Genomic DNA, 25,695 nt, shown 5'->3' with positions numbered 1-25,695 from the left:
TTACGAATAAGGTGGTGACAATGTGAATTACTTTTCTTACCTCTCCTTAGAAGAACGGCAAAATTTTTTCTATAAAGAACCTCTTAGTTTTTCAAAAAATATAGGGAAAGAACAACTAGCTTACGCACTAGGCGCTACACTATATACTCCTGGCACGAAAGAAACGATTGCGGAAGATATAATTAGAAAGAAACATGTGGATGCTACCTCAATTATTCTTTGTCTAGAAGACGCTATCAGCGATGAGGAAGTAAAACTTGCAGAGCAAAACATCGTCGTTCAAATACAGCAAATCGCCAACTTAGTCAGTGCCAACATACTAAATCAAGCAGACATCCCACTTCTTTTTATTAGAGTTCGACAGCCAAGTCAAATGAAGACAATTGTTACTGAATTAGGTAGTGCTGTTCATTGTTTATGTGGTTTTGTCTTTCCAAAATTCACACCGATTAATGGAAAAGCTTATATCGATCAGCTTGCATATATAAACGAGTTATACTCATTATCACTTTATGGAATGCCGATTTTAGAATCACCAGAAATTATGTATAAAGAAACACGGATAGAATCATTATTACAAATAAAGGATTTACTAGATTCCTATCGTGATCACATCTTAAATGTACGTATTGGTGCTACTGACTTTTCAAGTATATTTAGTATTCGGCGTAATAAATACACACCTATCTATCATATTACTGTTGTTCGTGATTGTATTTCGGACATTATTAACGTTTTCTCAAGGGCAACAAATGAATATATTATTTCAGGATGTGTATGGGAATATTTTTCTAATGATTATGAAGAAGGGCTCATCCAAGAGGTATCACTCGACCATGCAAATGGCTTAAACGGTAAGACAGTTATTCACCCATCTCATATTAAAGTTGTACAGGCAATGCATATTGTCACAATGGAAGATTATTTAGATGCGAGATCAATTTTACAAAATGCAGATACGTATAATGGAGTGCTAAAAAGTAGTTTTTCTAACAAAATGAATGAAGTAAAGCCACATTATGGCTGGGCTCGCAAGACCATTTTAAAATCTAATATTTACGGGGTGCTACATGAAAACAAACAATTTACCGATCTCCTTATTACAAACGCAAAGCAACACGTATAACGTTTTAAATAATATACAAGTTCATGTAGAAGTACGTGATAATCCATATAATTTAGCGCTAGACAATCTGTTTCAAATGGCTGCGAGAATAAATAAGAAACGTAGTTTTTTATTTGTGAGTACAATCCTTGGAAAGCATCTTCCTATTAAACCTGCAGTCTCTCTATCAAGTGGATTTGCTCTCGCTGCAAGATATATGGAAATGCTACATAATACTTCTCATCCATTTCAAAAAGAAATTTTAAATCTCATTTCATTAGAAATTCATGAAATCCCAGAGGAAGTATTTCGTTATCAATATCCTCTGCAAGAAGAAGTTTTGTTCATCGGATTCGCTGAAACAGCGACAGCACTTGGTCATTCTATGTTTCAATGCTTTCAAAATGCAAAGTATATGCATACAACTAGGGAATCGATACCCAACCTAGAATCTGTCATTACATTTGAGGAAGAACACTCCCATGCAACATCGCACCGTTGTTATGTGGATGAAAGCTTTTTTCAAAACAGCAATCCAATTGTTCTCGTAGATGATGAGATGACAACAGGAAAAACAGCATTAAATATTATTAGATCGATTCAAAATAAATTCCCACGAGAAGAATATATTATTGCTTCTTTATTAGACTGGCGTTCTCATACTAATAGAAGACAATTTAAACAATTAGAAGAAGAACTTCAAATTAAGATTCATGTTATTTCTTTATTAGAAGGCAGTATTCATACAACTGGCCAACCATTGAATATTTCAAAAACAGATATTCAAATTGAAGAAACAAAACCTGATTTCAAAAAACATACCCTTACCTGCCCAACATCACCCTATACATCAAATTATATAAAATATACTGGGCGATTCGGCATTTCAGCATATGAACAAAAGCACATTCATTCTTTCGCTCAAGAAGCAGGAAGAACTTTAAATAGAGAAAGAATTGGAAAACGAACACTTTGTCTCGGAACGGGTGAATTTATGTATATCCCAATGAAAATTGCTGCTGAAATGGGCGAAAATATTTTATATCAATCTACAACACGAAGCCCTATCCATCCTGTTTCAAATGATGTGAACTACGCCATTCATAATCATTTCTCATATCCAAGTCCTGAAGATTCTACTATTACAAATTACTTCTATAATATTTCACCTCATGATTACGATGAAGTATTTGTTTTTATTGAACGTGATTTAGGAGAAGAAGCCCTATCTCCTCTTCTACAGCAGTTACAAACAGTTATTCCTTTTATTCATATCGTCTCATTTTCAAATAGCATAGAAAAGGAAGGTTGATAATTATGGTAAAAGTAAATTCTCATATTAGTAGTTACAATCCAAATGATGCTATTTTTCTATTAAAAGATATTAGTGATTTAATGAAAGAAAGTTCCACGGAAACTAGAGAACAAGCAATTCAAGCTGGCACACATTATTCCGAAATGTTACCAATGGAATATAAACCATCTAAAGCGTATATGGATTTATTCTTTTCTTCCCTGCAACAATACAAACACAAACTAGCCATCGCTGTTGGAGTTGTCGCCGAACAAATTATACAAACTAAAGGAACTAACCTTGTCCTCGTTTCATTAGCTCGTGCTGGTACACCTATTGGCATTCTTATAAAACGCTACATACGCTATCAATACAACCTCGATGTACCTCACTATTGTATTTCTATTGTTCGCGGACGCGGTATTGATGAAAATGCACTCCATTATATTTTGGAACATCACCCTAAAGAAACAATTCAATTCATTGATGGGTGGACTGGGAAAGGTGCAATAAAAAAAGAATTAGAATATGCAGTACACACATTTAACGAACGAAATAATACACACATTTCTCATTGTATGGCTGTGCTTGCTGATCCCGGTTACTGTACTTCAATTTACGGTACACGTGAAGATTTCCTTATTCCTAGCGCTTGCTTAAATGCAACCGTCTCTGGACTAATTAGCCGCACTGTACTAAATGACACCTATATCGGTCCAAATGATTTTCATGGTGTTAAATATTATAAAGAGCTAGAACAAGAAGATTTATCAAATTTCTTCATTGATGAGGTAACAGATTTATTCCCTTCTGTTCATTCTCATATAGATAATCAATTACGTTATATTGCTTCAACTTACACTGATCCCTCTTGGCAAGGATTAAAAGATATACAGTCTATCCAAAATCACTTTGAAATTGACGATATTAACTTAATTAAACCAGGAGTCGGTGAAACAACTCGCGTATTACTCCGAAGAATACCGTGGAAAATTTTAATACGTAAGCAAAATAATCCCGATTTAAAGCATATTTTACTTCTTGCTAAAGAAAAGAATGTCCCTATTGAAATCTATGAGAATATGGCTTATTCATGTTGCGGGCTCATTAAGCCTCTTAAGAGGGAAACTATATGATTTTCGCCAGTGATCTTGATCAGACGCTTATTTATTCCCGGAAATCGTTTCGTGCCCCTATAGAAGATGAATCAATTCAACTCATTGAAACTTTAGATGGGAAAGAAATTTCTTTCATATCACATAAAACCATTTCACTACTAAAAAAATTGCAACTGCACTCACATTTCATCCCAGTTACAACAAGAACTATTGAGCAGTTTCAGCGTATTGCTTTATTCCAAGACGAAATCATTCCCGAATACGTCATTACAAGTAATGGCGGTAATATCCTTCATAACGGGAAACAAGATGGTACTTGGAACAGGACAGTAAAAGAAAGACTATCGGTTGAATGTATAGAGAGAAACGACATACTAAAGGAATTTGGACAAATAGCTCATAAAGATTGGGTTATATCACAAAAAACAGCTGATGATCTATTCCATTATTGCATCGTTAAACGAGAGAACATTCCTTATGATGAATTATCATCCTTCACTTCCTGGTTAGACAAACAAGGCTGGAATCATTCACTTCAAGGTAGAAAGCTATACTTTGTACCAAAACCAATTAACAAATGGGATGCCGTGCAATATATAAAAGAAATTTTGCAAATAGATACGATTATTACAGCTGGGGATTCTTTACTTGATTTATGCATGCTTGAAAAGGCGAACCATGCCTTCGCACCACTTCATGGTGAATTAGGGGCAATGCATGACAACTTACAATCCCATATTTTAAAAACAGACGCAATCGGCATATATGCCGCAGAAGAAATCGTAAATAAATCACTTCAAATTATTCACAGTTCATTACCTACCTCACGGTCATAATATGCACAATTGCATACGCACCGCAATTAAACAAATGGTACAATTTATTTGAATCGCTGTTGCTACACTTCTTGATTAAAGAAAAGGCGTTAACACGGAAATTAGCGTCTTATCAACCTCAAGCAATTGGCACATTTTGTCATCTTAAAAGACACTCGAAAGAGTGTCTTTTTTTCTATATTCCACAAGGACTTACTCATTTCAAAGTATAAATACATAAAATAATGTAAATCGTTACACGAATAAATCACTTTCTAAAAGTTATGAAGTAGATTCAAAATAAAAAAGCACTCTTAACTAGAGTGCTTTTTACTTTCAAACAAGGAGGCTACATATATGGATAGTACTCTCGTATTTAACTTCGGCATTGGTATTGTCATCATTTTATTTGTTTTATTTGTTCTTTGTATGAGTGGGGTATAGAAAGGCGATTTTGGGCGTCTTTTTATACATACATATGTCTTCCTTGACTTCCGTAATACAAGTAACCATAATAGTTACAGATATACAAATAACTATTCACTTATCCACAAATAGGAGGAAGAACAATGAAACATGTAATCGTTTATGCACATCCAAATACAGAAAGCTTCAACCATGCGATTTTAGAAACAGTAAAAAGTGAATTAGAAGGAAAAGGTCACGAAGTACGTGTTCGTGATTTATACGAATTAAACTTCAATCCAGTATTAGGCGCTTCCGATTTCATCTCATTTTCTCAAGGAAATACACCAGAAGATATTAAAGAAGAGCAAGAGCATATCTCTTGGGCGGATAGCATTACATTCATTTATCCAGTTTGGTGGGCGGGACTTCCTGCTATTTTAAAAGGATACGTTGACCGTGTATTTAGCCACGGATTCGCTTATGCTTACGGTGAAAACGGCATTGAAAAGTTATTAAGCGGTAAAAAAGGATTGTTATTATCTACAATGGGCAATACGAAAGAAGCATACACAGCAGGCGGCATGTTTGATGCAATGAAGAAAACAGCGGATGTTGGTATTTTTGAATTTACAGGCATTGAAACAATTGAGCATACATTCTATACAAGTGTCCCTTCTGTGGATAATGATGTGCGTAAACAATATCTTGAAGAAGTGAAAGACGTTGTGAATCGTGCGTTTTAAATAAATTTATATCAGCGATTTTTAAAATATATCGACTTACCGACAAAAAACGACACTGGTCACAACTGATTATTAGCCCATATCAATCGGGCTGTCTGTAAATAGCAGGAATAAAAAAGCTGTTCCAAAGTTTGGAACAGCTTTTTTCATTACATCTTCTCAATCCACTCCGTCAAGTTATGCACAACTTGCGTTGGTTGAACTTCGTATTCTGTTAACTTCTCCACAGTTGTGACTCCAGTGTGGACAAGAAGAGTATGCATGCCCGCATTTACTCCCGCTAAAATGTCTGTATCGTAGTTATCCCCAACCATTAATGCTTCATCTTTTCCTATACCAAGAACTTTTAACGCTTGTTCCATAATGATTGATTCTGGTTTGCCGATAAAGATTGGATCCACACCTGTTGATACTGCTACAACCGATGTTAATGAACCGTTACCTGGTAATAATCCTCGCTCAGTTGGAATGGCAATGTCCCCATTTGTGGAAATAAACGTTGCGCCGTTACGCACAGCAAGACACGCTTTTGCTAACTTTTCATATGTGATGTCACGATCTAAACCAACAACAACGAAATCAGGATTTTCATCCACAAGTTCAAATCCTTTTTCCACAAGAGCATCGTGTAAGCCTTCTTCACCAATCATATATACAGTTGCATCTTGTTTACGTTCATAAATGAAGTTCGCTGTCGCCATACTCGTTGTAAATACTTGCTCCGCTTTCGCTGGAATATCGAAACGAACAAGTTTTTCTGCCACTTGTTCTGGTTTGCGAGTTGAGTTATTCGTAACGAATAAATATGGAATGCCGCGCTCTCCTAATGCTTTGACGAAGTCGCTTGCTTCTTCAATTTGTTCTTCTCCGCGATACATCGTACCGTCTAAGTCAATTAAGTAACCTTTATACATCGATTATGTCTCTCCTTCTATGCTAACGTTCTCACCTTATCATACCACTTTTATATTACCCGCTTTTCCAAAAGAAAAAAACGCTTTACCTTAAAGCGCCCCATAACGTTCATTTTTTCTCTTTTATTTGGTAAGAACAACTACAATCGCCCTCGCACATGTTTGCTAGCGTTTTCACATCTGCGTTCGTAAATAAACGCTTATACATCTCTTTTTCATCTTCACATACTTGCGGGAATCTCTCTGCAATTTCTTTTAACGGACAGTTTTGTTTTTCAATTACGAAAGAATTCTCTCCGTCTCTCTTTATTTGAACCATATAACCATTTCTCTCTTGCATAGCTGCTATCTCTTGCACTTTATATGCTAAATTCTTTTGATTACTTACTCTCTTTTGCAACTGTTCTTCCATACGCTTCGTTCTCTCTTTTAAAACGTAATGAAGTATTTTTTCATCGCCCATTCGAGCTAAATCTTCTAGCATATCAATCGCAAATTGCTTATACTCTTTCGGGAATGTATCTTCTCCCTTTTCACTTAATCCATACAAATAAGTTGGTCTTCCGACATGTTGCCTTACCATCTTAGAATAAATGAGTCCGTCTTTCTCAAGATTACTTAAATGTCTTCTGATTGCCATTTCTGTAATCTCTAAAACGTCAGCCAATTCAGCTACTGTGTGCTCTCCCTTTACTTTCAACAATTGCACAATCTCGTCTTTCGTAGTACGTGCTTCCCCCATACTTCACCCTTCTCCCTTTTCTTTCTCACATACAATATAAGATCCCCAAAAGGTATTCTCTGGGGATCTTATAAGCATAATTATTCTGGTACAAATGCAGATACAGGTCCTAATTCCTTTTCTAAATAACTGCGAATATTTGCTGGGTACTTTTCTACCACTGCAATATGTTTTTGAATCGTCTTATATAATTCATCATGATTCATTTGAATATAATCTTGCGTAAGCATTTTTCGAAGAAGGATAATTTCTTTCATCCCTTGTCCATCTTCTTCACTTATCACTCGCTCGTCCATTAAAATATCAATAATATCTTCATAGCTTCCTGGATCGCGCATAATAAATCCATCAATCATCGCATTTCCTACATCTAATACAGTATCAATAATAAGATGGGCTATGCGCTCTAATGCGTAAAATTCAAACTCGGTTTCATATATCTTTTTCTTTTGAAATGTACTTGTTGCTCGTTCTAAACATACTAGCATTTGTTCTATTTTCTTTCTGTCTACAAAATACATGAATGTCACCTACCTGGAAATTAAAGCATTTACATTTTAATTGTAACGCTTTCTTCTGAAAAAATCGACAATTTTTCGAATTCACCTTTTCTCCGTTATTTGTTATAGTTATATTTGTATGATTTTTGAAATTGGAGGAATGGAATCTTGGAACGTGAACTCGCACTAGAAATTGTCCGTGTAACAGAAGCAGCAGCCTTAGCATCCGCACAGTGGATGGGCCGCGGAAAGAAAAATGAAGCAGATGATGCAGCAACTACAGCAATGCGTGATATGTTCGATTCAGTAAACATGGCAGGTACAGTTGTAATTGGTGAAGGAGAACTTGATGAAGCACCGATGTTGTATATTGGTGAAGAACTAGGAACAGGTAACGGTCCAGAAGTAGATATCGCCGTTGATCCATTAGAAGGTACAAACATCGTTGCAAAAGGTCTTGCAAATGCAATGGCAGTTATTGCAATCGCAGACAAAGGGAACCTTCTTCATGCTCCTGATATGTACATGGAAAAAATCGCGGTTGGTCCAAAAGCAGCTGGTAAAATTAGCTTAGATGATCCAATTGAAAAAACAATTGAAATTGTAGCAGAAGCTAACAATAAAAAGATTCGTGACCTAACGGTTATCGTTCAAGAACGTGAACGTCATCAAGATATTATTGACCGTGTTCGTGCAAAAGGTGCACGCGTAAAATTATTTGGTGACGGTGATGTTGGTGCGTCAATCGCAACAGCACTACCTGGAACGGGTATCGACTTATTCGTAGGTATTGGCGGAGCTCCAGAAGGTGTTATTTCTGCAGCAGCATTAAAGTGCCTTGAAGGTGAAATGCAAGCTCGCTTAGTTCCAATGAACGAAGAAGAAGAAGCTCGTTGTCGTGAAATGGGATTAGAAGACCCTCGTCAACTTCTTATGTTAGATGACTTAGTATCTGGGGATGATGCAATCTTCTCAGCAACTGGTGTATCTGCTGGTGAGTTATTAGACGGTGTTAAATTCCTTGGCGGAGATTTAGCTGAAACATACTCTATCGTAATGCGTTACAAAACAAGAACAGTACGATTCATTAAAACGCATCACCATTTAGATCATAAACCACACTTAAACTTAGATATTTAATAAAGGAGCCATGTGTATGGAAGAACGTTTCTTTCTGTACGACGACACTGTCGCTACAAAAACTCGTTTCGTTAGCTTTATGGGAGAAAATGAGCGTCATGATTTAGCGCTTTTATACTCCGATCGTCATTACGGTAAAACAATTGTACTTGATATGCAAAGTAATAAATTTGCAATTATCGGTGCTGACGATTTAAACGAACCAGGCTACTTAGAGCACGCATTTTCTATGACTGAAGAAATTGCAGAAGAACTACGCTCATTTTTATTTGAACTTATATAATTTATCGTATGCACCAGCTATTTTAGCTGGTGTTTTTCCGTTATAAGAGTTTTGAATTTTCAATCTTCTATGTTATAATTAAGAATAAATCTATTTGGATAGAAAGGACGTTATCTACGTATGCCAACATTTACTTTGTAATGGACCAGCAATCGGATAGCATTACTCCCTTGAAAAAGCACCTCGCTTTTTCAAGGGAGTAGTCTGCCCATTCCCATTACAAAGGAACGTAACGCATCTGTAGTATGATGTTTACGGAGGTTCCTCTTTGGGGAACCTCCTTTTATTTTTGTCTATTTCTCATGTCTTCATACTACAAGACATCCAAATAGCTGTATTACGTTTCTTTGCCACTACTATAAGAGGCGAAGAAAAATGCAGAAAGTACAACTTTCTTGGAGTTTATATGAAAACGAGCAAAACACAATCGAAAAATATTGTAAAAATTGCAGACGTACTACCCTATTTACCGACACAAATATTCGTAGGCATAACGCCAACGGAAAAAACATATACCGCTTTGCCATTTATAAATGTCCGAAAGACCATACGTGGAATCAAAAACTGCGTATTTATAAATCATTTACTGATCACGTTGAAACAGTCGATATGACGCAGCATGATCAACCAGAAACAACTACTACCATTTTCATTACGCAACATAAAGAAAGTGGCTTAGCCGAAATCACGATCGTATTAGATATCGTTTTCGGTTCCCACCGCATTGATAAAGCCTTATCCACATATATTTCCGACTGGAGCCGTACACTCATTGTGGATAAAATTAAAAATGGGGATATTCAATTGAACGGACAACAAATGAAGCCAAATACAATACTTTCTGAAGGCGATCATATCTCGATTTGTTTATAAGCGAGAATATGTAAAAAATCCTCTTACAATTGTAAGAGGATTTTTTTATTTCTTCACTTTTCGTAATACGAAGTGTGCACAACCAAAGTTACAGTACTCGTATAAATACTCCGTTAACGTACTAATTTTCGTATCATATGTCGCACGTTGGTTACTATCATCAAAGAATCCGCGCAATCTAAGTTGCTCATATCCCCAGTCTCCAACGATATAATCATATTTATTTAAAATTTCTGCATAGCGCTCTTTAAATGCTTCTTCACTAAAACCGTCACGAAAGTTTTTAATTACTTCGTACTGAACATTATTAATGCTCACCGTAGCATGAATCTCTTGCTCTTGCTTTTGCTCCATCATTAACTTCCTCTCTAAGCATTCTTCTTTTTATCGTATCACAAAGCATAACAACCAACAATTTCAAATACAAAAAATTGCAAATTAGTACATGCTATGGAGAAGGAGGTGATACATCGTGAAAAAACAAATTTTACTTTCCCTTCTCACTCTTTCCTTATTTGCAGGCTGCCAAACAAATAATAAAGCCGAAATGGAGCGCGAAGAAGGAAGCCGTGTTCTTGTTTCCAATAAAAACGACATGTATCATACAGAAAATACAAATACAAGACTCACGAGAGTCGGTTATTCTTCTAAACAAAAACATGAAGTATCTAACAAGCAAGTGGGGGCCATTAATCGCGAGAAGGTCGCTGAAATGATTACAAGCATGACAGTCAAACTTCCTGACGTTACAAACGCTGCTACACTCGTTACTGATGATGAAGTGTTCGTTGTATACCGCGCAAACACAACGGATCCAAAACTTGTAGCAGATCAAGTATATAAAACCGCTTCGTCCATCGTCCCTCGCTATTATAAAGCATATGTATCAACAGACCAAAAGTTGATTTCCCAAATTCAAGGCCTTCAATCCGGCGCATTAAATGATACAGAATATACGCAAAGCCTCGATATGTTAAAACGTGAAATGAGTAAAAATCCTCATTTGAACAATACGGGGGATCAGACTTTGAATGACATGATTAAAAAGTAAAACAGGTGGAGAAAATCTCCACCTGTTTTACTTTTTATTTTTTATTACGATCCGCATAAACCTCCATCGCATCACACATAAACTGCGCTAACCCCTCGCCAAACTTATCGATATTTTTCGTAAAGCGATCATCAGCGACGTACATTTGACCGAGGCCCTTAAAAGCGTCTAATGAATAGTGACTAAAGTTTTGCAAGTAATCGTACCATACTTTAATAGCTGCCTGCGCTTCTTTAGAATCTGGTGCATCGTGTCTAAGCGTTGCTAAATTTCTATAAATAGCATTAAACTCCTCTTGATTCTCTTTTGACATACCTTTTGCATATTCGTTCGCTTTATCTACAGCTGCGTCTCCCCATCTTTCACGTGCTTCTTCTTCATATGGGTTATGGCTGAAATCGAATCCTTCAAATTTCTCTTTATTCGTCATTTCAATCTCTCCTTTTGTATGCTGAATTGTTTTATCAATCGTCGCAATCACCTTATCTAATCTGGCACGCTTTTCAAGAAGCATTTTCTTATGAAGCTGTAGTGCCTCTTCGCGATCGAATGATGGACTCATGATAATCTCTTTAATTTTCTTCAAAGGGAAGCCAAGCTCTTTAAAAAACAAAATTTGCTGCAATGTCTCTAAATTTTCATTGGAATACAAACGATATCCAGACTCTGTCGTCTCGTCTGGGGTTAACAACCCAATTTCATCGTAATGATGCAGTGTGCGCACACTAATTCCAACTAAATCAGCTACTTCTTTTACTCTCATTGTCATTTGTATCTCCCCCTTAGTACATACGATAAAGTATGACGCAACGTTAGAGTCAATAAGTAAATTCATTTTCTTTCTAAAAGTTTCATCTCTCCCATATTTCATGCATAATAGATATGTACATATATTAGAAAGCGGTGAAAGTATGGTTTCAAATACTGTAATTGCCAGCATCATCTTTCAACTCATTGTCTCGATTCTGGTCCCAATTATCGTACTCGTTTATTTCCGTAAAAAATATAATATTAATTGGAAAGTGGTCGGCGTTGGTGTTCTTATCTTTATCGGATTTACCCAAATTCTTGAAACACCATTCCACCTATTTATGCGCGGTAATCCAACAATCGCTCCATTTTTAGAAAATCCGTTTGTCTTCGCAATTTATGGCGGATTGACTGCTGGTATTTTTGAAGAATTAGGACGCTTCGTTGCCTTCTTCTTCTTACTAAAAAAATATCTAGAATATAAAGATGGCTTCGCTTATGGAATTGGTCACGGCGGAATTGAATCTATTTTAATTGGCGGTTTTTCTGCATTACAAGCATTAATCTTTGCTAATTCTATTAACGATGGTAGCTTCGCTCGACTGATTGAACAAAAACAAGAGCTCAGCATTTTACAGGACATGCTAATTCAGCAACCTGCCTACTTATACTTCCTTGGTAGCTTAGAAAGAATTATGGCACTCGTGCTTCAAATCGCCTTTACAATGCTTGTTTTATACGCAGTAAAACAGAAGAAATACATCTTCCTAGTATACGCTATACTATTCCACGCATTTGTAGACTTTTTCGCGGCACTTTACCAAACAAAAACAATCAACATCTTTGTTGCCGAAGGAATTACACTTCTCTGTACAATTGGCGCTGTCGTTCTTATTCGCAAAATGAAAGAGAAATTAAAGAGTGTACCGGAGTAAAAAATAAACCACCAAAATTGGTGGTTTATTTTTCATATGGATTACCACACTGATGATAACTTTTACCCTCCCGCAACTCCCTCTTTGTTTCTGCATCTATAACGATGTACCTATGAAACTCTTCTACTGCATTTTGAGTAAAAGAAGCGAAAAAATAAACTTGGCGATCAGGGTGAACAAAAAAATCTTGAAGCACCACTCTACTTCGACAACCGACTGCTGTTTTTTGTAAGAAAGAAAATTGCTCATCAGCCACTTCTTTAAATGAAATTTTTTTACGAACACTATATGCTGCATTTTTGTACTCTTTATAAATTTTCTTATCTAACTGTTTATAAAAAACATCCTCACTCACAAATGACTTATTTCGATTGCTTGGATAATTTAGTTTTCGGTTGGATTCTGCATATATTGTGGACAATTGCGCAAGAAAACAAATAATGATTACGATACATATCATTTTTTTCATCATTGCACCTCAATTTTTTATTATCCACATTACTTTTCCACATATTTAAATCCCTATGCTGTTTCCAATAAAAAGGAATTATTTCCACATTTGTCGAAGTATATAGCGTCAACTTGAAAGATGGGGATGAATTATGAAGAAAATTATTGTAATACGACATTGTTCAGCAACTGGGCAAGAATGTGATGCTGAATTAACGACCGATGGAAAAGACCAAGCAAATACCCTTGCTACATTCCTCTTAGAAAATACTCTACAAATCGATCATATTATTTCAAGCCCATTTGTCCGAGCTATCGATTCCATTCGGCCCTATGCGCTCCAAGCCAACTTATCTATCCAAGAAGATGAACGATTAACTGAACGCATATTGAGCAACGTTCCAATGGATGATTGGATGCAAAAACTAGAATCCACTTTTACGAACATAGATATTGCCTTTTCAGGCGGAGAGTCAACAAAACAAGCAACAGACCGTGCCATATCGCTTATTCAAGACGTTTTACAGTTAAACCATACGACAACACTACTTGTTACACACGGCAATTTACTTACGCTCATTTTAAAGCATTTTAATCATACGATTGGCTTTACTGAATGGAGAACTTTAACGAATCCTGATATTTACGAAATTACAATCGACGAACAATGTATCATAACACGCTTATGGGAAGCATCGTCCAAGTAATATCCCTTTCCAAAACATTCAGTTGACGCCACGAGAAGAGACTGTTCTAACAATAGAAAGGGGTATTATTTCATATGTATGAAGACGTACTTGCTCTACTACATAAAACAAATGTTTCTTATGAAAAATTCGAACACGAACCGGTACTCGATTATGAGACAGATCGGATTGTACGTGAAAGACTTGGCTTACAAGGTGCTCCAAGTAAAAGCTTATTTTTAAAATCAACATTTGGAAATTTTTACGTGTTTTTTACGTTAGAAGGAACTCGGCTTAACCGAGGAGAAATGAAAGAAATAACCGGAGAACGCTTATCGCTCTGTTCCCCTGATGAACTAAGAATGAAAACTGGCTGTACTCCAGGATGTGTAGCTCCTTTTGGTTATTCACAAGAAGTAACAATTATTGTGGACAGTTCCGTTTATACGTACGATAAAATTTTAATTACACCTGGTGTACCTGAATTTACAATTGAATTATCCACAGAAGAATTAAAAAAGATTTTATTAACATGTACAAATACCGTTTTAGAGTACAAACAAAAAGAGAGCTAATCGTTAGCTCTCTTTTTTCATTATTTAGCTTCTGCTGTTTTTTCTTTTGCAGAACGTACTTGCTCGTCCGCATGGTAAGAAGAACGCACAAGTGGGCCAGCTTCACAGTGGCTAAATCCTTTGCTAAGTGCAATTTCTTTAAGCTCTGCAAATTCTGCTGGTGGATAATATTTAATAACTGGTAAATGCTTCTTAGATGGTTGTAGATATTGTCCAAGAGTTAAAATATCCACATTGTTTGCACGTAAGTCATCCATTGCTTCAATTAAATCTTCTCTTGTTTCACCTAAGCCGACCATAATGCTCGATTTAGTTGGAATATCAGGCTGCATTTCTTTTGCTCGACGTAAAAACTCTAATGAACGGTCATACTTTGCTCTAGCGCGAACTCGGTTAGATAATCGACGTACTGTTTCAATGTTATGGTTTAAAATATCTGGTTTTGCATCCATTAACATTTTTAAGTTTTCTTCTACCCCAGCCATATCAGATGGTAATACTTCGATAGACGTGAATGGGTTTTTACGGCGTACTGCTCGTACTGTTTCAGCAAAAACAGCTGCTCCGCCGTCCTTTAAATCATCACGTGCAACCGCTGTTATAACAACGTGCTTTAAGCCCATTTGTACTACTGAATCTGCTACGCGTTCTGGTTCTTGTAAATCAAGCTCAGTTGGTAAGCCTGTTTTAACCGCGCAAAAACGACAAGCACGTGTACAAACCGCACCTAAAATCATAAATGTTGCTGTTTTTCTTACAGCCCAGCATTCATGAATATTCGGACATTTTGCCTCTTCACAAACGGTATGAAGATTTTTAGAACGCATCATTTTCTTTAAGCCTGTATAGTTTTCATTCGTGTTTAACTTAATTTTCAACCATTCGGGCTTGCGCTTATATTCTGTTTGTTTTGTCATGGTTATCAACTCCGCACAATATGAAATAGTTTACCGTGTTCGCTTCTTTCAATGTAACATATCTATTCTAACGTATGAAAGCGATTTGCTCAAATGAAGATTCTAAGATTTTTTCCAATCGTTCCCTATAATGAAATACTCCGTATATCCCACACTAAAAAGAGTGATGTTGTGAAAGGAGTCTATTTCATGCTTCGAAAAATTTCTCTTTTGCTTTCTATTTGTTTTCTTCTCCACCAAAACATCGCTTACGGTGAAGATAATCAGCAAAGCATATATGAAAAGCGCATGGCACTATATAAAGAAACCGAGCAGTCTTCAGGCATTCCATGGTATTACTTAGCTGCAATGGATCAATATGAAAGAAATATACGGAGCGTAAGAAAAGATATTCCAAAAAAACCAGATGCCATCATTTCCCTTTATTTCAAACCAGAAATATGGGCTGGACCTATTAATAGCAACGATACTCTCCCCCATACAATTTCTCTATTTGGCGGAATAGGTTTAGATGGTGACAAAGATGGATTTGCAAATGCAAATAGCGACCGTGATCTTCTGCATACCGCAGCGACTATTTTAAGGAAACAAGGAACTTCAGAAGACCGTATTAAAATTATGCTCTGGGAATATTATAGACGTGCAAAAACAGTTGATTTAATTAGCGAATACGCCCAAATTTATAAACATTATGGACGTATTAATTTAGAAGGAAATGCTTTTCCTCTTCCGATCCGTAGTGACCATAGCTACCGTAGTACTTTCGGTGCTGGAAGAAGTTTTGGCGGCAGACGAGTTCATGAAGGAACCGATATTTTCGCCGGATATGGCGTGCCAGTAAGATCGACTTGCTATGGCATTATTGAAACAAAAGGCTGGAACCGCCTTGGTGGATGGCGCATCGGTATTCGAGACCTTCATAACAATTACCATTATTACGCTCATTTAGGCGGGTTCTCAAAAGAAATACAGCTTGGACAAATTGTCGAGCCCGGAAAAGTAATCGGATTTGTTGGTAGCACCGGTTACGGCCCTCCTGGTACAGCCGGAAAATTCCCACCCCACTTACATTTTGGCATATATAAAGACAATGGCTATACAGAATGGGCCTTCGATCCATACATGCATTTAAGCCTTTGGGAACGCAAAGAACGAGCAAATACCAAAAGATAACCGTAGCTGCATTGCTACGGTTATTTTTTATCCAGTAAAAGCCAGGCTGAGCCGAGTTTCACTTTATATGCAACTAACTATCTGTTTTCTTTTTATCAGGTACAGCAACACTTCCGCTTCCATAATACGTAGGCACTTCCCCTTGAACGATGCGCGTCGCAATCGGAACATTTTGTTTCACAGTTATCTCTTTCGTATGAAATGGAATAATTACTTGCAGCGTTACTTCCATTTCCATAACAATTTGAATCGCTGTAGTATTAATCCCATGCGGCTCAATTTTTTGTTTAATATCTGTATTCACATGCCCAATTGGCGTGAAATGAATCGGAATATCTGGTCCTATATTACCAAGAAGCGCATTATCAGTTACACGCCCAAAAGGCACTGCCATAGTCGCCCCGTTTTTTTCTGAAATACCTAGCTCCTTCAAATTCCCTTGTTCTACTTGCTGCAAATATTTTTCTATGTACGTGGTCGTTGACGTTACGATTTCATTTACTTGCTTTGTATTTAAATTAATTGTGGATACTTTCCCGTTTTTATCATTCTGTACTTTCATTAATGAATCGACATCGAATCCTTCATTAATTCGATCCTTTACCGCCTTCGTCATAATTGCCGTCGCCATTTTATGCGTCTCTGCTTCCCCATATTTAATTAAGGTCGGCTGAATACTATTATTCACAATCCACAACCCTTGCGTAAGTAATACAACAAAAAGAATAAACGACATAAGCAGTATATACCGAAAGGCAATAGGTCCCCTTCGAAACCGCGAATTTTTCGAGCGAAATATACTCATAAAAAAACCTCCTTCTTATATCATTTCTATGCAAGAAGGAGGGACGATATATGCTTATCTCATTTTTAATAATGCTTCTTTTCCAATCGTTCCTGCTGGAATGCCTAATGCTTCAGCTCCAGTCGTTACCGATTCTAGTGGCGCTTCAAGAAGTTGTTCAATCGTTCTTACACCAACCGCACGGCCAGCAATAATTCCTCGATCACCTAATTTCTCATTTAAAAGACCTACATCTAATGCACCACACATAATATATCCTTTATCGCTCATTACAGCTAGCAAATTCGTCTTTGGAAGTTTCACGCTAACCGCAATAAACGTATAATTATCAATTATAATTGGCTCCACATTAACCATAGTTCACACTCCTCTCTTTCTTATCTGTATGACAAGAGAAAAATGAGTGTTACAAGTTAACTAGCCTATAGTTTAACGGAAGTTGTATGAGTTATTAACATATCCGTTAACACATCTCTAAGTAGTTCTGGCATATAATATTGTTTGCCAGAAAGTGTGGATAGCTCTGGGTATAAGTATCCAAACGTAAACATATCAATTGTTCCTACTGTATATATACGATCTAACTCCAGCGATTCGCCGTTAATCAATACATCTTCTAATAAAATTTTATTGCCAGGAATCGTATCTGGAATGACTTCTACACCAGCGTAAATCATTTTCCCCATCACTTTTCCCCGAAATCCGAATCCTTTCACCTCAAGATTCTCCATATTCGGCTTACGTGCTTTCAAAATAACTTCTCTTAATATCTTTCCTGGAACTTTCAAAGCACACGGATTAATTGGATGTGGACAAATTCTGTGAATATCTCCGCGCGTTACAACACCCTCTTCTAATCCTTCAAGAAGTACACCGGCATTCACCATTCCAATTTCTGCACCGCACCATGTTTTCAGTGCACTTGCTAACATATGAGAAAACGGCGTCTCCTGAAACCAATCAACCGGTAATGACTCTTTTAAATGAACGACAGGCTCTGCCATTATATGCTTACTTTCTTCCTGCAGTATTTCAATTGTGGATAACGGATCGCTATAAGCACCTAACCGTTCCGTCTTAATCGCTCTACCGTCTTTTTTCAACAGCTTCTTCGTCTCTATATCCACAGTAAGCTGCACGTGACCAACGTAGCGCCCCCACTTTTCACAACAACAAAGTAAAGTATTGTTCAGTAGAACACCACGCTCAAATAAATGATGCGTATGCGCACCTAAAATAACATCTATATCATAATGCTCTGCCATATACTCATCCATACTTTTTCCAAGGTGAGAAAGGACAACCGTAATATGAGCCTCATCTCGCACTTCTTCTAAAATAGACTCTAAATGAATAAGTGGATCTTTAATATGCCAATCGAGCATCTGATAGAACTCTGGATAAGCTACCGTCAATCCGATAAAAGCGATCGTAACCCCATCCGTCGTTGTATGTAATTTATAAGGCTTTGCCCATGATGGACGTACACCTTCTTTTTCAAATAAATTTGCGACAAGCACTTCAAATCCAGCATCATCATAGAGCCGATTTAAATGCTCTTTCGCTAACGTAATGCCTTCATTATTTCCGATCGTTACATAATCATATAACGCCTCATTTAAAAGCTTCGTATTCCCAAGGCCATTTGTCGCTTCCGAAATACTATGAAAACGATCCACATGATCGCCGATATCAACCGTCAAAACAGTCTCTCCCGCTTCCTGTCTTCGCTTTTTCTCCCCTAGAACAAACCGAGAAATTTGCGGCCAATTTTCAAAATGACTATGTATATCGTTTGTATGATAAAGGTGGATGATTGTTTCTTTATTTGTATTCAGAGAAAAAACCTCCTCTCAGTTCCTTACTGCCATTTACGCTATGCGCACACAATAATCCTGTAAATACTTTTCGTCTTTTCTTGCTATTTTACATTGTACTCGCATTGTGAGAAAAAGCAAAAGATTGTCCTTTTTTATATGAGAAACTTTTGCTAATGCAGGAAAGAATTCCAGATAGTGGAGGGAGGGGTGGATTTGTCAAAAAGTTTAATAGAGAATTCAGTGGATGGTTGTTCAAGTGGATTTGTCAGTATCTTTGTCTTAAACCTAGTCGTTCTCTGTTCTTATAAAATGTTTGGGGTATGTGAGGATTTTCTTTTGTCTTATCTTGTCGACAAATCGATATTCCTTGTCGAAACGTTGATATATTGAAATAATCGTTGATATATTCCCATTTATGATCGATATATTTGAAAAATCGTTGATATATTTAGCTGAACCCCCACCCGGGTATCCTCTCCCAAGCCAAGACAAATCCGCAAAACAAAAAAGCGCCCTGCACAGCAGGGCGCTTTCTCCATACATATATTATCCAGTTCCAGCGGCTAGAATGTTCGGTGGCTTCACTTCTTCCTATGAGGCAAAAAGCGCCTCTACGTCAGAAGCTCCATCCCCCTCACATTCTGAACGAGCCGCTTCCACTTTTAAATATTAACCAATAGAACCTTCCATCTCAAACTTGATTAGACGGTTCATTTCAACTGCGTATTCCATTGGAAGTTCGCGAGTGAATGGCTCGATGAAGCCCATTACGATCATTTCTGTAGCTTCTTGCTCAGAAATACCACGGCTCATTAGGTAGAATAATTGTTCTTCTGATACTTTCGATACTTTCGCTTCGTGCTCAAGTGAAACGTAATCGTTTTTGATTTCGTTGTAAGGAATTGTATCAGATGTAGATTGGTTATCCATGATTAACGTGTCACACTCGATGTTAGAGCGAGAGTTTTTCGCTTTTGGTCCGAAGTGTACGATACCACGGTAAGTTACTTTACCACCATGCTTCGCAATCGATTTAGAAACGATTGTTGAAGACGTGTTTGGTGCTAAGTGAATCATTTTCGCACCAGCATCTTGGTGTTGGCCTTTACCAGCAATCGCGATTGATAATGTTAAACCACGAGCGCCTTCGCCTTTTAAGATAACTGCTGGGTATTTCATCGTTAATTTAGATCCGATGTTACCGTCAATCCATTCCATCGTTGCGTTTTCTTCACAAACCGCACGTTTTGTAACTAGGTTGTATACGTTGTTCGCCCAGTTTTGGATTGTTGTATAACGGCAATACGCATCTTTTTTAATGATGATTTCTACTACCGCACTGTGAAGTGAGTTAGTAGTGTAAACAGGTGCTGTACAACCTTCTACGTAGTGTACGTGTGCGCCTTCGTCTACGATGATAAGCGTACGCTCGAATTGTCCCATATTTTCAGAGTTAATACGGAAATACGCTTGAAGTGGTGTATCAACTTTAATACCTTTTGGAACGTAGATGAATGATCCACCAGACCAAACTGCAGAGTTTAATGCAGAGAATTTGTTGTCTGTTGGTGGGATTACTTTTCCGAAATGCTCACGGAAAATATCTTCGTTCTCTTTTAATGCGCTATCTGTATCTTTGAAGACGATTCCTAGAGCTTCTAGGTCTTCTTTCATGTTGTGGTATACAACTTCAGATTCGTACTGTGCAGATACACCAGCTAAATATTTTTGCTCAGCTTCTGGAATACCTAATTTATCAAATGTTGCTTTAATTTCATCAGGTACTTCATCCCAAGACTTCTCAGATTTCTCAGATGGTTTTACGTAGTACGTAATTTCATCGAAATCTAAGTCGTTTAAGTCGCCGCCCCATTGTGGCATTGGCATTTCATAGAACTTATCCAGTGATTTTAAACGGAAGTCTAACATCCACTGTGGTTCTTCTTTCATACGTGAAATCTCTTCAACGATCTCTTTTGTTAAACCGCGTCCAGCACGGAAAATCGAAACGTCTTTGTCTTTGAAACCATATTTGTAATCGCCGATATCTGGCAGTTGCTTCGCCATGTTGGTGTGTCCCTCCTTAGATAACCTCATTTTTAGGAACCTTTAACATTACTTATCTTCGTTTAAGCCCTTTTCTAACGCTTTCCACGCTAATGTTGCACATTTAATACGTGCAGGGAACTTGCATACGCCTTGTAATGCTTCAATATCTCCTAAATCGATGCTGTCATCGTACTCTTTTCCTAGCATCATGTCAGAGAAAATTTTCGAAAGCTGAAGTGCTTCTTCAATTTTCTTACCTTTTACTGCTTGTGTCATCATTGAAGCTGAAGACATTGAGATTGAACATCCTTCGCCTTCAAACTTCGCCTCTTGCACAATACCTTCTTCTACTTTCATCGTAAGTTGAATACGATCGCCGCAAGTTGGATTGTTCAAGTTAACGGTAACACTATCTTCTAACACGCCATGGTTACGAGGATTTTTGTAATGATCCATAATAACTTGACGATATAACGTATCTAAATTATTAAATGACATTTGTGAAATACTCCTTTGTCTTGATTAGCGATTCAACAAATGTATCAATTTCTTCTTTTGTATTATATAAATAGAAGCTCGCACGTGCTGTTGAAGAAGCTTTTAGCCACTTCATAAGCGGTTGTGCACAGTGATGTCCTGCGCGAACTGCAATGCCTTCTACATCTAATACAGTCGCTACATCGTGAGGATGTACGTCTTCAATATTAAATGTAACAAGACCAGCGCGATGCTTTGGACCATAAATTGTAACGCCATCTACTTCTGATAGTCTTTCTAAAGCGTATTGCGCTAATTCATGCTCATGCTTTTCAATATTATCAAGACCGATTTCTTCTAGGAAATCAATTGCCGCACCAAGTCCGATTGCATTACCGATAATCGGTGTACCCGCTTCAAACTTCCACGGAAGCTCTTTCCAAGTAGATTCTTGTAAATCTACGAAATCAATCATTTCACCACCAAATTCAATTGGCTCCATATTGTTTAGCAATTCTTTCTTACCATATAATACGCCGATACCTGTAGGTCCGCACATCTTATGAGCAGATAATGCGTAGAAATCACAGTTTAAATCTTGTACATCCACTTTCATGTGAGGTGTACTTTGTGCACCATCAACGACCATAATTGCTCCGTTTTCGTGTGCGATTGCTCCGATTTCTTTTACAGGGTTAATCGTTCCAAGTACGTTTGATACTTGCATAATAGAAACGATTTTTGTATTCGGTGTAACAGTTTGACGAACATCTTCTAAAGAAATTGTACCGTCTGGTTGAAGCGGAAGGTATTTCAAAGTTGCGCCAGTTTTCTTCGCAACTTGTTGCCACGGAATGATGTTACTATGGTGTTCCATGTAAGAAATAACGATTTCATCGCCTTCTTTTACATTTTCAAGGCCATAGCTAGCCGCTACTGTATTTAATGCAGTTGTCGTTCCGCGCGTGAAAATAATCTCTTCCATTGATTTCGCGTTAATAAACTTGCGAACTTTCTCACGTGCACCTTCATACGCGTCGGTAGCTTTCGTACCGAGCGTATGAACACCGCGATGCACGTTAGAATTATATTCTTTATAGTAACGTTCTAACGTTTCAATGACTTGAATTGGTTTTTGAGAAGTTGCTGCACTATCGAAATAAACAAGTTGTTTGCCGTTCACTTTTTGATCAAGAATTGGAAACTGTTTGCGTATTTCATGAATATTCATTAGCGAACTTTCCTTTCAATTACCTCAACAAGCTGTGCCTTTACTCCTTCAATTGGAAGCTCGTTAACTACAGGTGCTAAGAATCCATGGATGACTAAACGTTCTGCTTCGCGTTTTGGAATACCACGGCTCATCAAGTAGTATAATTGGTACGGATCTACGCGGCCTACTGAAGCTGCGTGACCTGCCATTACATCATCTTCGTCAATTAAAAGAATTGGGTTTGCATCCCCACGAGCTTTCTCATCTAACATAAGAACGCGAGAAGATTGTTGTGCATTTGATTTAGATGCACCGTGTTCAATCTTACCAATTCCATTAAAGATAGATGTTGCACTATCTTTTTGTACACCGTGTTTTAAAATCCAACCTTCAGAGTGTTTACCGAAGTGAACAACTTTAGTTGTAAAGTTTTGTGTTTGGTTACCACGGCCAATTGTTACTGTTTTCGTATCAGCATATGAACCGTCGCCCATTAAGTTCGTAACGTTCTCTGAAATTGTGTTTCCGTCATTCATAAGGCCTAGAGCCCAATCAATACGGCCGTCGCGTCCAACAACACCGCGGCGGTTAACGTAAGTTGTTACGTCTTTTGCTAATAGATCAACCGCACCGAATTTCACTTGTGCGCCTTGTTCCACAATTACTTCTGCTACGATATTTGCAATACCTTTAGCATTTTCATTTGCAACATAGTTTTCTACATAAGTTGCAGTACTGTTCGCATCAGCTACGAATAATACGTGGTTATATACGTTAGCTTCTTCGCCGTCTACTAAGAATACAGCTTGAAGTGGAGTTTCAAGAACAACGTTTTTCGGAACATATACGAATGCACCACCGTTGATTAATGCAGCATGAAGTGCAGTTAGACGATGCTCGTCTACTTTCACGCCGTCTTTCATTAAATACTTTTGTAGTAGTTCAGCATGCTGTGTTGCAGCTGTTACGATATCTGTGAAAATAACACCTTTGTCTTTTGCTTCGTCTGCTAAAGAAACGAACGCAGTTGTACCAGTACGTTGCACTAATACGCTGTTATTTTCATCGATTAAGTTTTTCACTGCTTCTGGAAGCTCTGTTAAAGAACTTACAGGCTCTTGCTTAGCAGCGTCGCCTTTTCCGATAAAGTCCCATTTTTCAATTTTCGTTTTATCAGGCGTTGGCATTGGAAGTTCTGTTGCTTGTGCAAGAGCTTGTAAGCGGAACTCAGTCAACCAAGCAGCTTCGTTTACTTCGCTTGCGCGTTGACGGATTGTTTCTTGATCGAAAGGTAATGTACCGATTGTCATGTTTATGCTCCTCTCTTACGCTTCTTGCTCTGTTGTTTCGTCTTCAATACCTAATTCTTTTTTAATCCAGTCGTAACCTTCAGCTTCTAGACGTTGTGCAAGCTCAGGGCCACCAGATTTAACGATACGACCGTTCATCATAACGTGAACGAAGTCTGGAGTGATGTAGTTTAATAAACGTTGGTAATGCGTAATCATTAGGCAACCGAACTCTTCGCCGCGCATTTGGTTAATACCTTTAGATACAACTTTTAATGCATCGATATCAAGACCTGAGTCGATTTCGTCTAAGATTGCGATTTTTGGCTCAATCATCATTAATTGAAGAATTTCGTTACGTTTTTTCTCTCCACCAGAGAAACCTTCGTTTAAGTAACGTTGTGCCATTTCTGGATCCATTTCTAGGAATTCCATGTTTTTATCTAATGTACGGATAAATTTCATAAGAGAAATTTCATCGCCCTCTTCACGACGTGCATTAATTGCAGAACGTAAGAAGTCAGCGTTTGTTACTCCGCTAATTTCACTTGGATATTGCATTGCTAGGAATAGACCTGCTTGTGCGCGCTCGTCTACTTCCATTTCTAATACATCTTCACCGTCGATGATGATGCTACCTTCTGTTACTTCATACTTTGGGTGACCCATAATCGCAGAAGATAAAGTTGATTTACCTGTTCCGTTAGGTCCCATAATTGCGTGGATTTCTCCACCTTTTACTTCAAGGTTTACACCTTTTAAAATTTCTTTGCCATCAATTGATACGTGTAAGTCTTTAACCGTTAATGTAGAACCAGCCATCTCAATACCTCCATTAATCCTATATATACATTTTAAAAATTCCTAAAACGTTCATATTCTCATTTTATTCTCATTCTAATCTTATATCAAATAAAATGATATCGCAAACGACGAAAAAAAGTAACAATTTTTTCACAAATGTATATAAGTATTTCCCTTGCATCCTTATATGATACACCTTTCTTCTTATTTATATAAAGAAAAAAGGACTGGTAATTTTCCAGTCCTTTCCTCATATTTATTCACTTATCGGAAGTACAGCACCTTTATATTCTTTATTAATAAAGTCTTGAATTTCTTTTGAATGCAGTACTTCTACTAATTCTTTAATTTCTTTTTTCTTCTCGTCACCTTTACGAACTGCAATAATATTTGCGTACGGAGAGTCTGATCCTTCAATCGCAATTGCATCCTTTGTTGGATTTAACTTCGCATCAATTGCATAGTTCGAATTAATGAATAAAGCATCTCCCTCATTATTTTCATACAACTTCGGTGAAAGTCCAGGTTCAACATCTGTTTTAAATTTTAAGTTTTTCGGATTTTCGACTACATCTTTTACTGTCGCCTTAACCACATCTACACCATCTTTAAGCTTAATCACGCCGCCTTTTTGTAACAATGCTAACATACGGCCACGCTCCGCTACGTTATTACTCATAATCACTGTCCCGCCATCTGGTAAGTCTTTTAAGCTTTTATATTTCTTAGAATAAATGCCCATTGGCTCTAAATGGATTTTTCCTGC

The 25,695-nt window shown here is 37.4% G+C and carries 28 protein-coding genes and 1 pseudogene; 13 read left to right on the top strand and 16 right to left on the bottom strand.

Going from position 1 to position 25,695, the window contains the following annotated elements; translation table 11 throughout:
* Nucleotides 1-22 precede the first annotated feature (22 nt).
* The 5 genes from MR170_RS18875 to MR170_RS18855 all read left to right on the top strand — a co-directional run bounded on the left by MR170_RS18875 (nt 23) and on the right by MR170_RS18855 (nt 5,483).
* Nucleotides 23-1,126, top strand: a complete 1,104-nt coding sequence (locus MR170_RS18875; RefSeq protein WP_048563714.1) for an HpcH/HpaI aldolase/citrate lyase family protein — start codon at nt 23-25, stop codon at nt 1,124-1,126.
* Entirely contained in the window at nt 1,071-2,417 is a 1,347-nt protein-coding gene (locus tag MR170_RS18870) for a phosphoribosyltransferase domain-containing protein (protein WP_242308929.1), read from the top strand. The genes MR170_RS18875 and MR170_RS18870 overlap by 56 nt, the downstream gene beginning before the upstream one ends.
* A 5-nt stretch (nt 2,418-2,422) precedes the next feature.
* Nucleotides 2,423-3,535 carry a cysteine protease StiP family protein gene (locus tag MR170_RS18865; RefSeq protein ID WP_016079848.1) on the top strand — a complete coding sequence of 371 codons (1,113 nt, stop codon included), beginning with the start codon at nt 2,423-2,425 and terminating at the stop codon, nt 3,533-3,535.
* The gene (locus tag MR170_RS18860; protein ID WP_242308927.1) at nt 3,532-4,353 is read left to right on the top strand and encodes an HAD family hydrolase; all 822 of its coding nucleotides are present in this window, start codon (nt 3,532-3,534) and stop codon (nt 4,351-4,353) included. Before MR170_RS18865 ends, MR170_RS18860 begins: the two co-directional genes overlap by 4 nt.
* Before the next feature lie 548 nt (nt 4,354-4,901).
* Nucleotides 4,902-5,483: an NAD(P)H-dependent oxidoreductase gene (locus MR170_RS18855; protein WP_000683440.1), complete on the top strand. Its 582-nt coding sequence runs from the start codon at nt 4,902-4,904 to the stop codon at nt 5,481-5,483.
* A gap of 149 nt (nt 5,484-5,632) precedes the next feature.
* Here the strand turns inward: MR170_RS18855 and MR170_RS18850 are convergent, their stop codons facing one another.
* The 3 genes from MR170_RS18850 to MR170_RS18840 all read right to left on the bottom strand — a co-directional run bounded on the left by MR170_RS18850 (nt 5,633) and on the right by MR170_RS18840 (nt 7,660).
* The gene (locus MR170_RS18850; protein ID WP_000276470.1) at nt 5,633-6,397 is read right to left on the bottom strand and encodes a TIGR01457 family HAD-type hydrolase; all 765 of its coding nucleotides are present in this window, start codon (nt 6,395-6,397) and stop codon (nt 5,633-5,635) included.
* A 109-nt stretch (nt 6,398-6,506) separates the two neighbouring features.
* Nucleotides 6,507-7,139 carry a helix-turn-helix transcriptional regulator gene (locus tag MR170_RS18845; RefSeq protein WP_016079845.1) on the bottom strand — a complete coding sequence of 211 codons (633 nt, stop codon included), beginning with the start codon at nt 7,137-7,139 and terminating at the stop codon, nt 6,507-6,509.
* An 80-nt stretch (nt 7,140-7,219) separates the two neighbouring features.
* The gene (locus MR170_RS18840; RefSeq protein WP_016079844.1) at nt 7,220-7,660 is read right to left on the bottom strand and encodes a DUF86 domain-containing protein; all 441 of its coding nucleotides are present in this window, start codon (nt 7,658-7,660) and stop codon (nt 7,220-7,222) included.
* A gap of 147 nt (nt 7,661-7,807) precedes the next feature.
* Here MR170_RS18840 and glpX point away from each other — a divergent pair, with 147 nt between their 5' ends.
* From glpX to MR170_RS18825, 3 genes are all read left to right on the top strand, one after another.
* A complete protein-coding gene (glpX, locus tag MR170_RS18835) occupies nt 7,808-8,779 on the top strand; it encodes a class II fructose-bisphosphatase (RefSeq protein WP_000439090.1) in 972 nt (323 codons plus the stop codon).
* 16 nt (nt 8,780-8,795) lie between these two features.
* Nucleotides 8,796-9,062, top strand: a complete 267-nt coding sequence (locus MR170_RS18830; RefSeq protein ID WP_000392611.1) for a DUF3055 domain-containing protein — start codon at nt 8,796-8,798, stop codon at nt 9,060-9,062.
* 375 nt (nt 9,063-9,437) lie between these two features.
* Nucleotides 9,438-9,935 (top strand): cytoplasmic protein, encoded by a 498-nt coding sequence (locus MR170_RS18825; protein WP_242308924.1) that lies wholly within the window; start codon nt 9,438-9,440, stop codon nt 9,933-9,935.
* 45 nt (nt 9,936-9,980) lie between these two features.
* Here MR170_RS18825 and MR170_RS18820 read toward each other — a convergent pair whose 3' ends face one another.
* A complete protein-coding gene (locus MR170_RS18820; RefSeq protein WP_000970508.1) occupies nt 9,981-10,292 on the bottom strand; it encodes a YutD family protein in 312 nt (103 codons plus the stop codon).
* A 115-nt stretch (nt 10,293-10,407) separates the two neighbouring features.
* On the opposite strand from MR170_RS18820, the gene MR170_RS18815 reads away from it, so the two are divergent.
* Nucleotides 10,408-10,986, top strand: coding sequence for a YhcN/YlaJ family sporulation lipoprotein (locus MR170_RS18815; RefSeq protein ID WP_242308922.1), 579 nt, complete (start codon nt 10,408-10,410; stop codon nt 10,984-10,986).
* A gap of 34 nt (nt 10,987-11,020) precedes the next feature.
* Here the strand turns inward: MR170_RS18815 and MR170_RS18810 are convergent, their stop codons facing one another.
* A complete protein-coding gene (locus tag MR170_RS18810) occupies nt 11,021-11,755 on the bottom strand; it encodes a MerR family transcriptional regulator (RefSeq protein WP_016079841.1) in 735 nt (244 codons plus the stop codon).
* Nucleotides 11,756-11,855: 100 nt separating this feature from the next.
* Here MR170_RS18810 and MR170_RS18805 point away from each other — a divergent pair, with 100 nt between their 5' ends.
* Nucleotides 11,856-12,671 carry a YhfC family intramembrane metalloprotease gene (locus tag MR170_RS18805; RefSeq protein WP_242308921.1) on the top strand — a complete coding sequence of 272 codons (816 nt, stop codon included), beginning with the start codon at nt 11,856-11,858 and terminating at the stop codon, nt 12,669-12,671.
* A 25-nt stretch (nt 12,672-12,696) separates the two neighbouring features.
* Here the strand turns inward: MR170_RS18805 and MR170_RS18800 are convergent, their stop codons facing one another.
* Nucleotides 12,697-13,140, bottom strand: coding sequence for a hypothetical protein (locus MR170_RS18800; RefSeq protein ID WP_242308920.1), 444 nt, complete (start codon nt 13,138-13,140; stop codon nt 12,697-12,699).
* Between the two features lie 133 nt (nt 13,141-13,273).
* Between MR170_RS18800 and MR170_RS18795 the strand changes: the two genes are divergently transcribed.
* On the top strand, nt 13,274-13,828 hold the full coding sequence (locus tag MR170_RS18795; protein ID WP_242308919.1) for a histidine phosphatase family protein: 555 nt from the start codon (nt 13,274-13,276) through the stop codon (nt 13,826-13,828).
* A gap of 74 nt (nt 13,829-13,902) precedes the next feature.
* Nucleotides 13,903-14,382: a YbaK/EbsC family protein gene (locus MR170_RS18790; protein ID WP_088114728.1), complete on the top strand. Its 480-nt coding sequence runs from the start codon at nt 13,903-13,905 to the stop codon at nt 14,380-14,382.
* Nucleotides 14,383-14,402: 20 nt separating this feature from the next.
* Here the strand turns inward: MR170_RS18790 and lipA are convergent, their stop codons facing one another.
* Nucleotides 14,403-15,299 carry a lipoyl synthase gene (gene lipA, locus MR170_RS18785; protein ID WP_000166367.1) on the bottom strand — a complete coding sequence of 299 codons (897 nt, stop codon included), beginning with the start codon at nt 15,297-15,299 and terminating at the stop codon, nt 14,403-14,405.
* 189 nt (nt 15,300-15,488) lie between these two features.
* On the opposite strand from lipA, the gene MR170_RS18780 reads away from it, so the two are divergent.
* Nucleotides 15,489-16,472, top strand: coding sequence for a M23 family metallopeptidase (locus tag MR170_RS18780; protein WP_016079836.1), 984 nt, complete (start codon nt 15,489-15,491; stop codon nt 16,470-16,472).
* 73 nt (nt 16,473-16,545) lie between these two features.
* Here MR170_RS18780 and yunB read toward each other — a convergent pair whose 3' ends face one another.
* The 9 genes and pseudogenes from yunB to metQ all read right to left on the bottom strand — a co-directional run.
* Entirely contained in the window at nt 16,546-17,277 is a 732-nt protein-coding gene (gene yunB / locus MR170_RS18775; protein ID WP_048563724.1) for a sporulation protein YunB, read from the bottom strand.
* A 54-nt stretch (nt 17,278-17,331) separates the two neighbouring features.
* Complete coding sequence (locus tag MR170_RS18770) at nt 17,332-17,634, bottom strand: YunC family protein (RefSeq protein WP_000248466.1); 303 nt, start codon at nt 17,632-17,634, stop codon at nt 17,332-17,334.
* A 65-nt stretch (nt 17,635-17,699) separates the two neighbouring features.
* The gene (locus MR170_RS18765; protein ID WP_346749469.1) at nt 17,700-19,091 is read right to left on the bottom strand and encodes a bifunctional metallophosphatase/5'-nucleotidase; all 1,392 of its coding nucleotides are present in this window, start codon (nt 19,089-19,091) and stop codon (nt 17,700-17,702) included.
* Between the two features lie 675 nt (nt 19,092-19,766).
* Complete coding sequence (gene sufB / locus MR170_RS18760; protein ID WP_001118824.1) at nt 19,767-21,164, bottom strand: Fe-S cluster assembly protein SufB; 1,398 nt, start codon at nt 21,162-21,164, stop codon at nt 19,767-19,769.
* Between the two features lie 48 nt (nt 21,165-21,212).
* Nucleotides 21,213-21,644 carry a Fe-S cluster assembly sulfur transfer protein SufU gene (gene sufU / locus MR170_RS18755; protein WP_000009523.1) on the bottom strand — a complete coding sequence of 144 codons (432 nt, stop codon included), beginning with the start codon at nt 21,642-21,644 and terminating at the stop codon, nt 21,213-21,215.
* Nucleotides 21,634-22,854, bottom strand: coding sequence for a cysteine desulfurase SufS (gene sufS, locus MR170_RS18750; RefSeq protein ID WP_001020767.1), 1,221 nt, complete (start codon nt 22,852-22,854; stop codon nt 21,634-21,636). The genes sufU and sufS overlap by 11 nt, the downstream gene beginning before the upstream one ends.
* Nucleotides 22,854-24,146, bottom strand: a complete 1,293-nt coding sequence (sufD, locus tag MR170_RS18745) for a Fe-S cluster assembly protein SufD (RefSeq protein WP_242308918.1) — start codon at nt 24,144-24,146, stop codon at nt 22,854-22,856. Before sufD ends, sufS begins: the two co-directional genes overlap by 1 nt.
* A 15-nt stretch (nt 24,147-24,161) precedes the next feature.
* Nucleotides 24,162-24,947 (bottom strand): Fe-S cluster assembly ATPase SufC, encoded by a 786-nt coding sequence (gene sufC / locus MR170_RS18740; protein ID WP_000929163.1) that lies wholly within the window; start codon nt 24,945-24,947, stop codon nt 24,162-24,164.
* 238 nt (nt 24,948-25,185) lie between these two features.
* Nucleotides 25,186-25,695: pseudogene (gene metQ / locus MR170_RS18735) on the bottom strand (methionine ABC transporter substrate-binding lipoprotein MetQ); the annotation flags it as partial.

It is taken from the genome of Bacillus cereus group sp. BfR-BA-01524, from assembly GCF_022662595.1.
GTDB classification, from domain to species: domain Bacteria; phylum Bacillota; class Bacilli; order Bacillales; family Bacillaceae_G; genus Bacillus_A; species Bacillus_A thuringiensis_S.
This window is presented reverse-complemented; position numbering and strand designations above follow the sequence as displayed.

Bases quoted from the DNA above. Each gene is read 5' to 3' on its own strand.
- MR170_RS18865 (WP_016079848.1), top strand. From the start codon at position 2,423: ATGGTAAAAGTAAATTCTCATATTAGTAGTTACAATCCAAATGATGCT.
- MR170_RS18805 (WP_242308921.1), top strand. From the start codon at position 11,856: ATGCATAATAGATATGTACATATATTAGAAAGCGGTGAAAGTATGGTT.
- MR170_RS18845 (WP_016079845.1), bottom strand. From the start codon at position 7,139: ATGGGGGAAGCACGTACTACGAAAGACGAGATTGTGCAATTGTTGAAA.
- MR170_RS18830 (WP_000392611.1), top strand. From the start codon at position 8,796: ATGGAAGAACGTTTCTTTCTGTACGACGACACTGTCGCTACAAAAACT.
- MR170_RS18870 (WP_242308929.1), top strand. From the start codon at position 1,071: ATGAAAACAAACAATTTACCGATCTCCTTATTACAAACGCAAAGCAAC.
- sufS (WP_001020767.1), bottom strand. From the start codon at position 22,854: ATGAATATTCATGAAATACGCAAACAGTTTCCAATTCTTGATCAAAAA.
- MR170_RS18800 (WP_242308920.1), bottom strand. From the start codon at position 13,140: ATGAAAAAAATGATATGTATCGTAATCATTATTTGTTTTCTTGCGCAA.
- MR170_RS18790 (WP_088114728.1), top strand. From the start codon at position 13,903: ATGTATGAAGACGTACTTGCTCTACTACATAAAACAAATGTTTCTTAT.
- MR170_RS18770 (WP_000248466.1), bottom strand. From the start codon at position 17,634: ATGGTTAATGTGGAGCCAATTATAATTGATAATTATACGTTTATTGCG.
- MR170_RS18795 (WP_242308919.1), top strand. From the start codon at position 13,274: ATGAAGAAAATTATTGTAATACGACATTGTTCAGCAACTGGGCAAGAA.
- MR170_RS18840 (WP_016079844.1), bottom strand. From the start codon at position 7,660: ATGTATTTTGTAGACAGAAAGAAAATAGAACAAATGCTAGTATGTTTA.
- MR170_RS18780 (WP_016079836.1), top strand. From the start codon at position 15,489: ATGCTTCGAAAAATTTCTCTTTTGCTTTCTATTTGTTTTCTTCTCCAC.
- MR170_RS18825 (WP_242308924.1), top strand. From the start codon at position 9,438: ATGCAGAAAGTACAACTTTCTTGGAGTTTATATGAAAACGAGCAAAAC.
- yunB (WP_048563724.1), bottom strand. From the start codon at position 17,277: ATGAGTATATTTCGCTCGAAAAATTCGCGGTTTCGAAGGGGACCTATT.
- MR170_RS18820 (WP_000970508.1), bottom strand. From the start codon at position 10,292: ATGATGGAGCAAAAGCAAGAGCAAGAGATTCATGCTACGGTGAGCATT.
- MR170_RS18810 (WP_016079841.1), bottom strand. From the start codon at position 11,755: ATGACAATGAGAGTAAAAGAAGTAGCTGATTTAGTTGGAATTAGTGTG.
- sufB (WP_001118824.1), bottom strand. From the start codon at position 21,164: ATGGCGAAGCAACTGCCAGATATCGGCGATTACAAATATGGTTTCAAA.
- sufU (WP_000009523.1), bottom strand. From the start codon at position 21,644: ATGTCATTTAATAATTTAGATACGTTATATCGTCAAGTTATTATGGAT.
- MR170_RS18860 (WP_242308927.1), top strand. From the start codon at position 3,532: ATGATTTTCGCCAGTGATCTTGATCAGACGCTTATTTATTCCCGGAAA.
- sufD (WP_242308918.1), bottom strand. From the start codon at position 24,146: ATGACAATCGGTACATTACCTTTCGATCAAGAAACAATCCGTCAACGC.
- MR170_RS18855 (WP_000683440.1), top strand. From the start codon at position 4,902: ATGAAACATGTAATCGTTTATGCACATCCAAATACAGAAAGCTTCAAC.
- MR170_RS18850 (WP_000276470.1), bottom strand. From the start codon at position 6,397: ATGTATAAAGGTTACTTAATTGACTTAGACGGTACGATGTATCGCGGA.
- lipA (WP_000166367.1), bottom strand. From the start codon at position 15,299: ATGACAAAACAAACAGAATATAAGCGCAAGCCCGAATGGTTGAAAATT.
- sufC (WP_000929163.1), bottom strand. From the start codon at position 24,947: ATGGCTGGTTCTACATTAACGGTTAAAGACTTACACGTATCAATTGAT.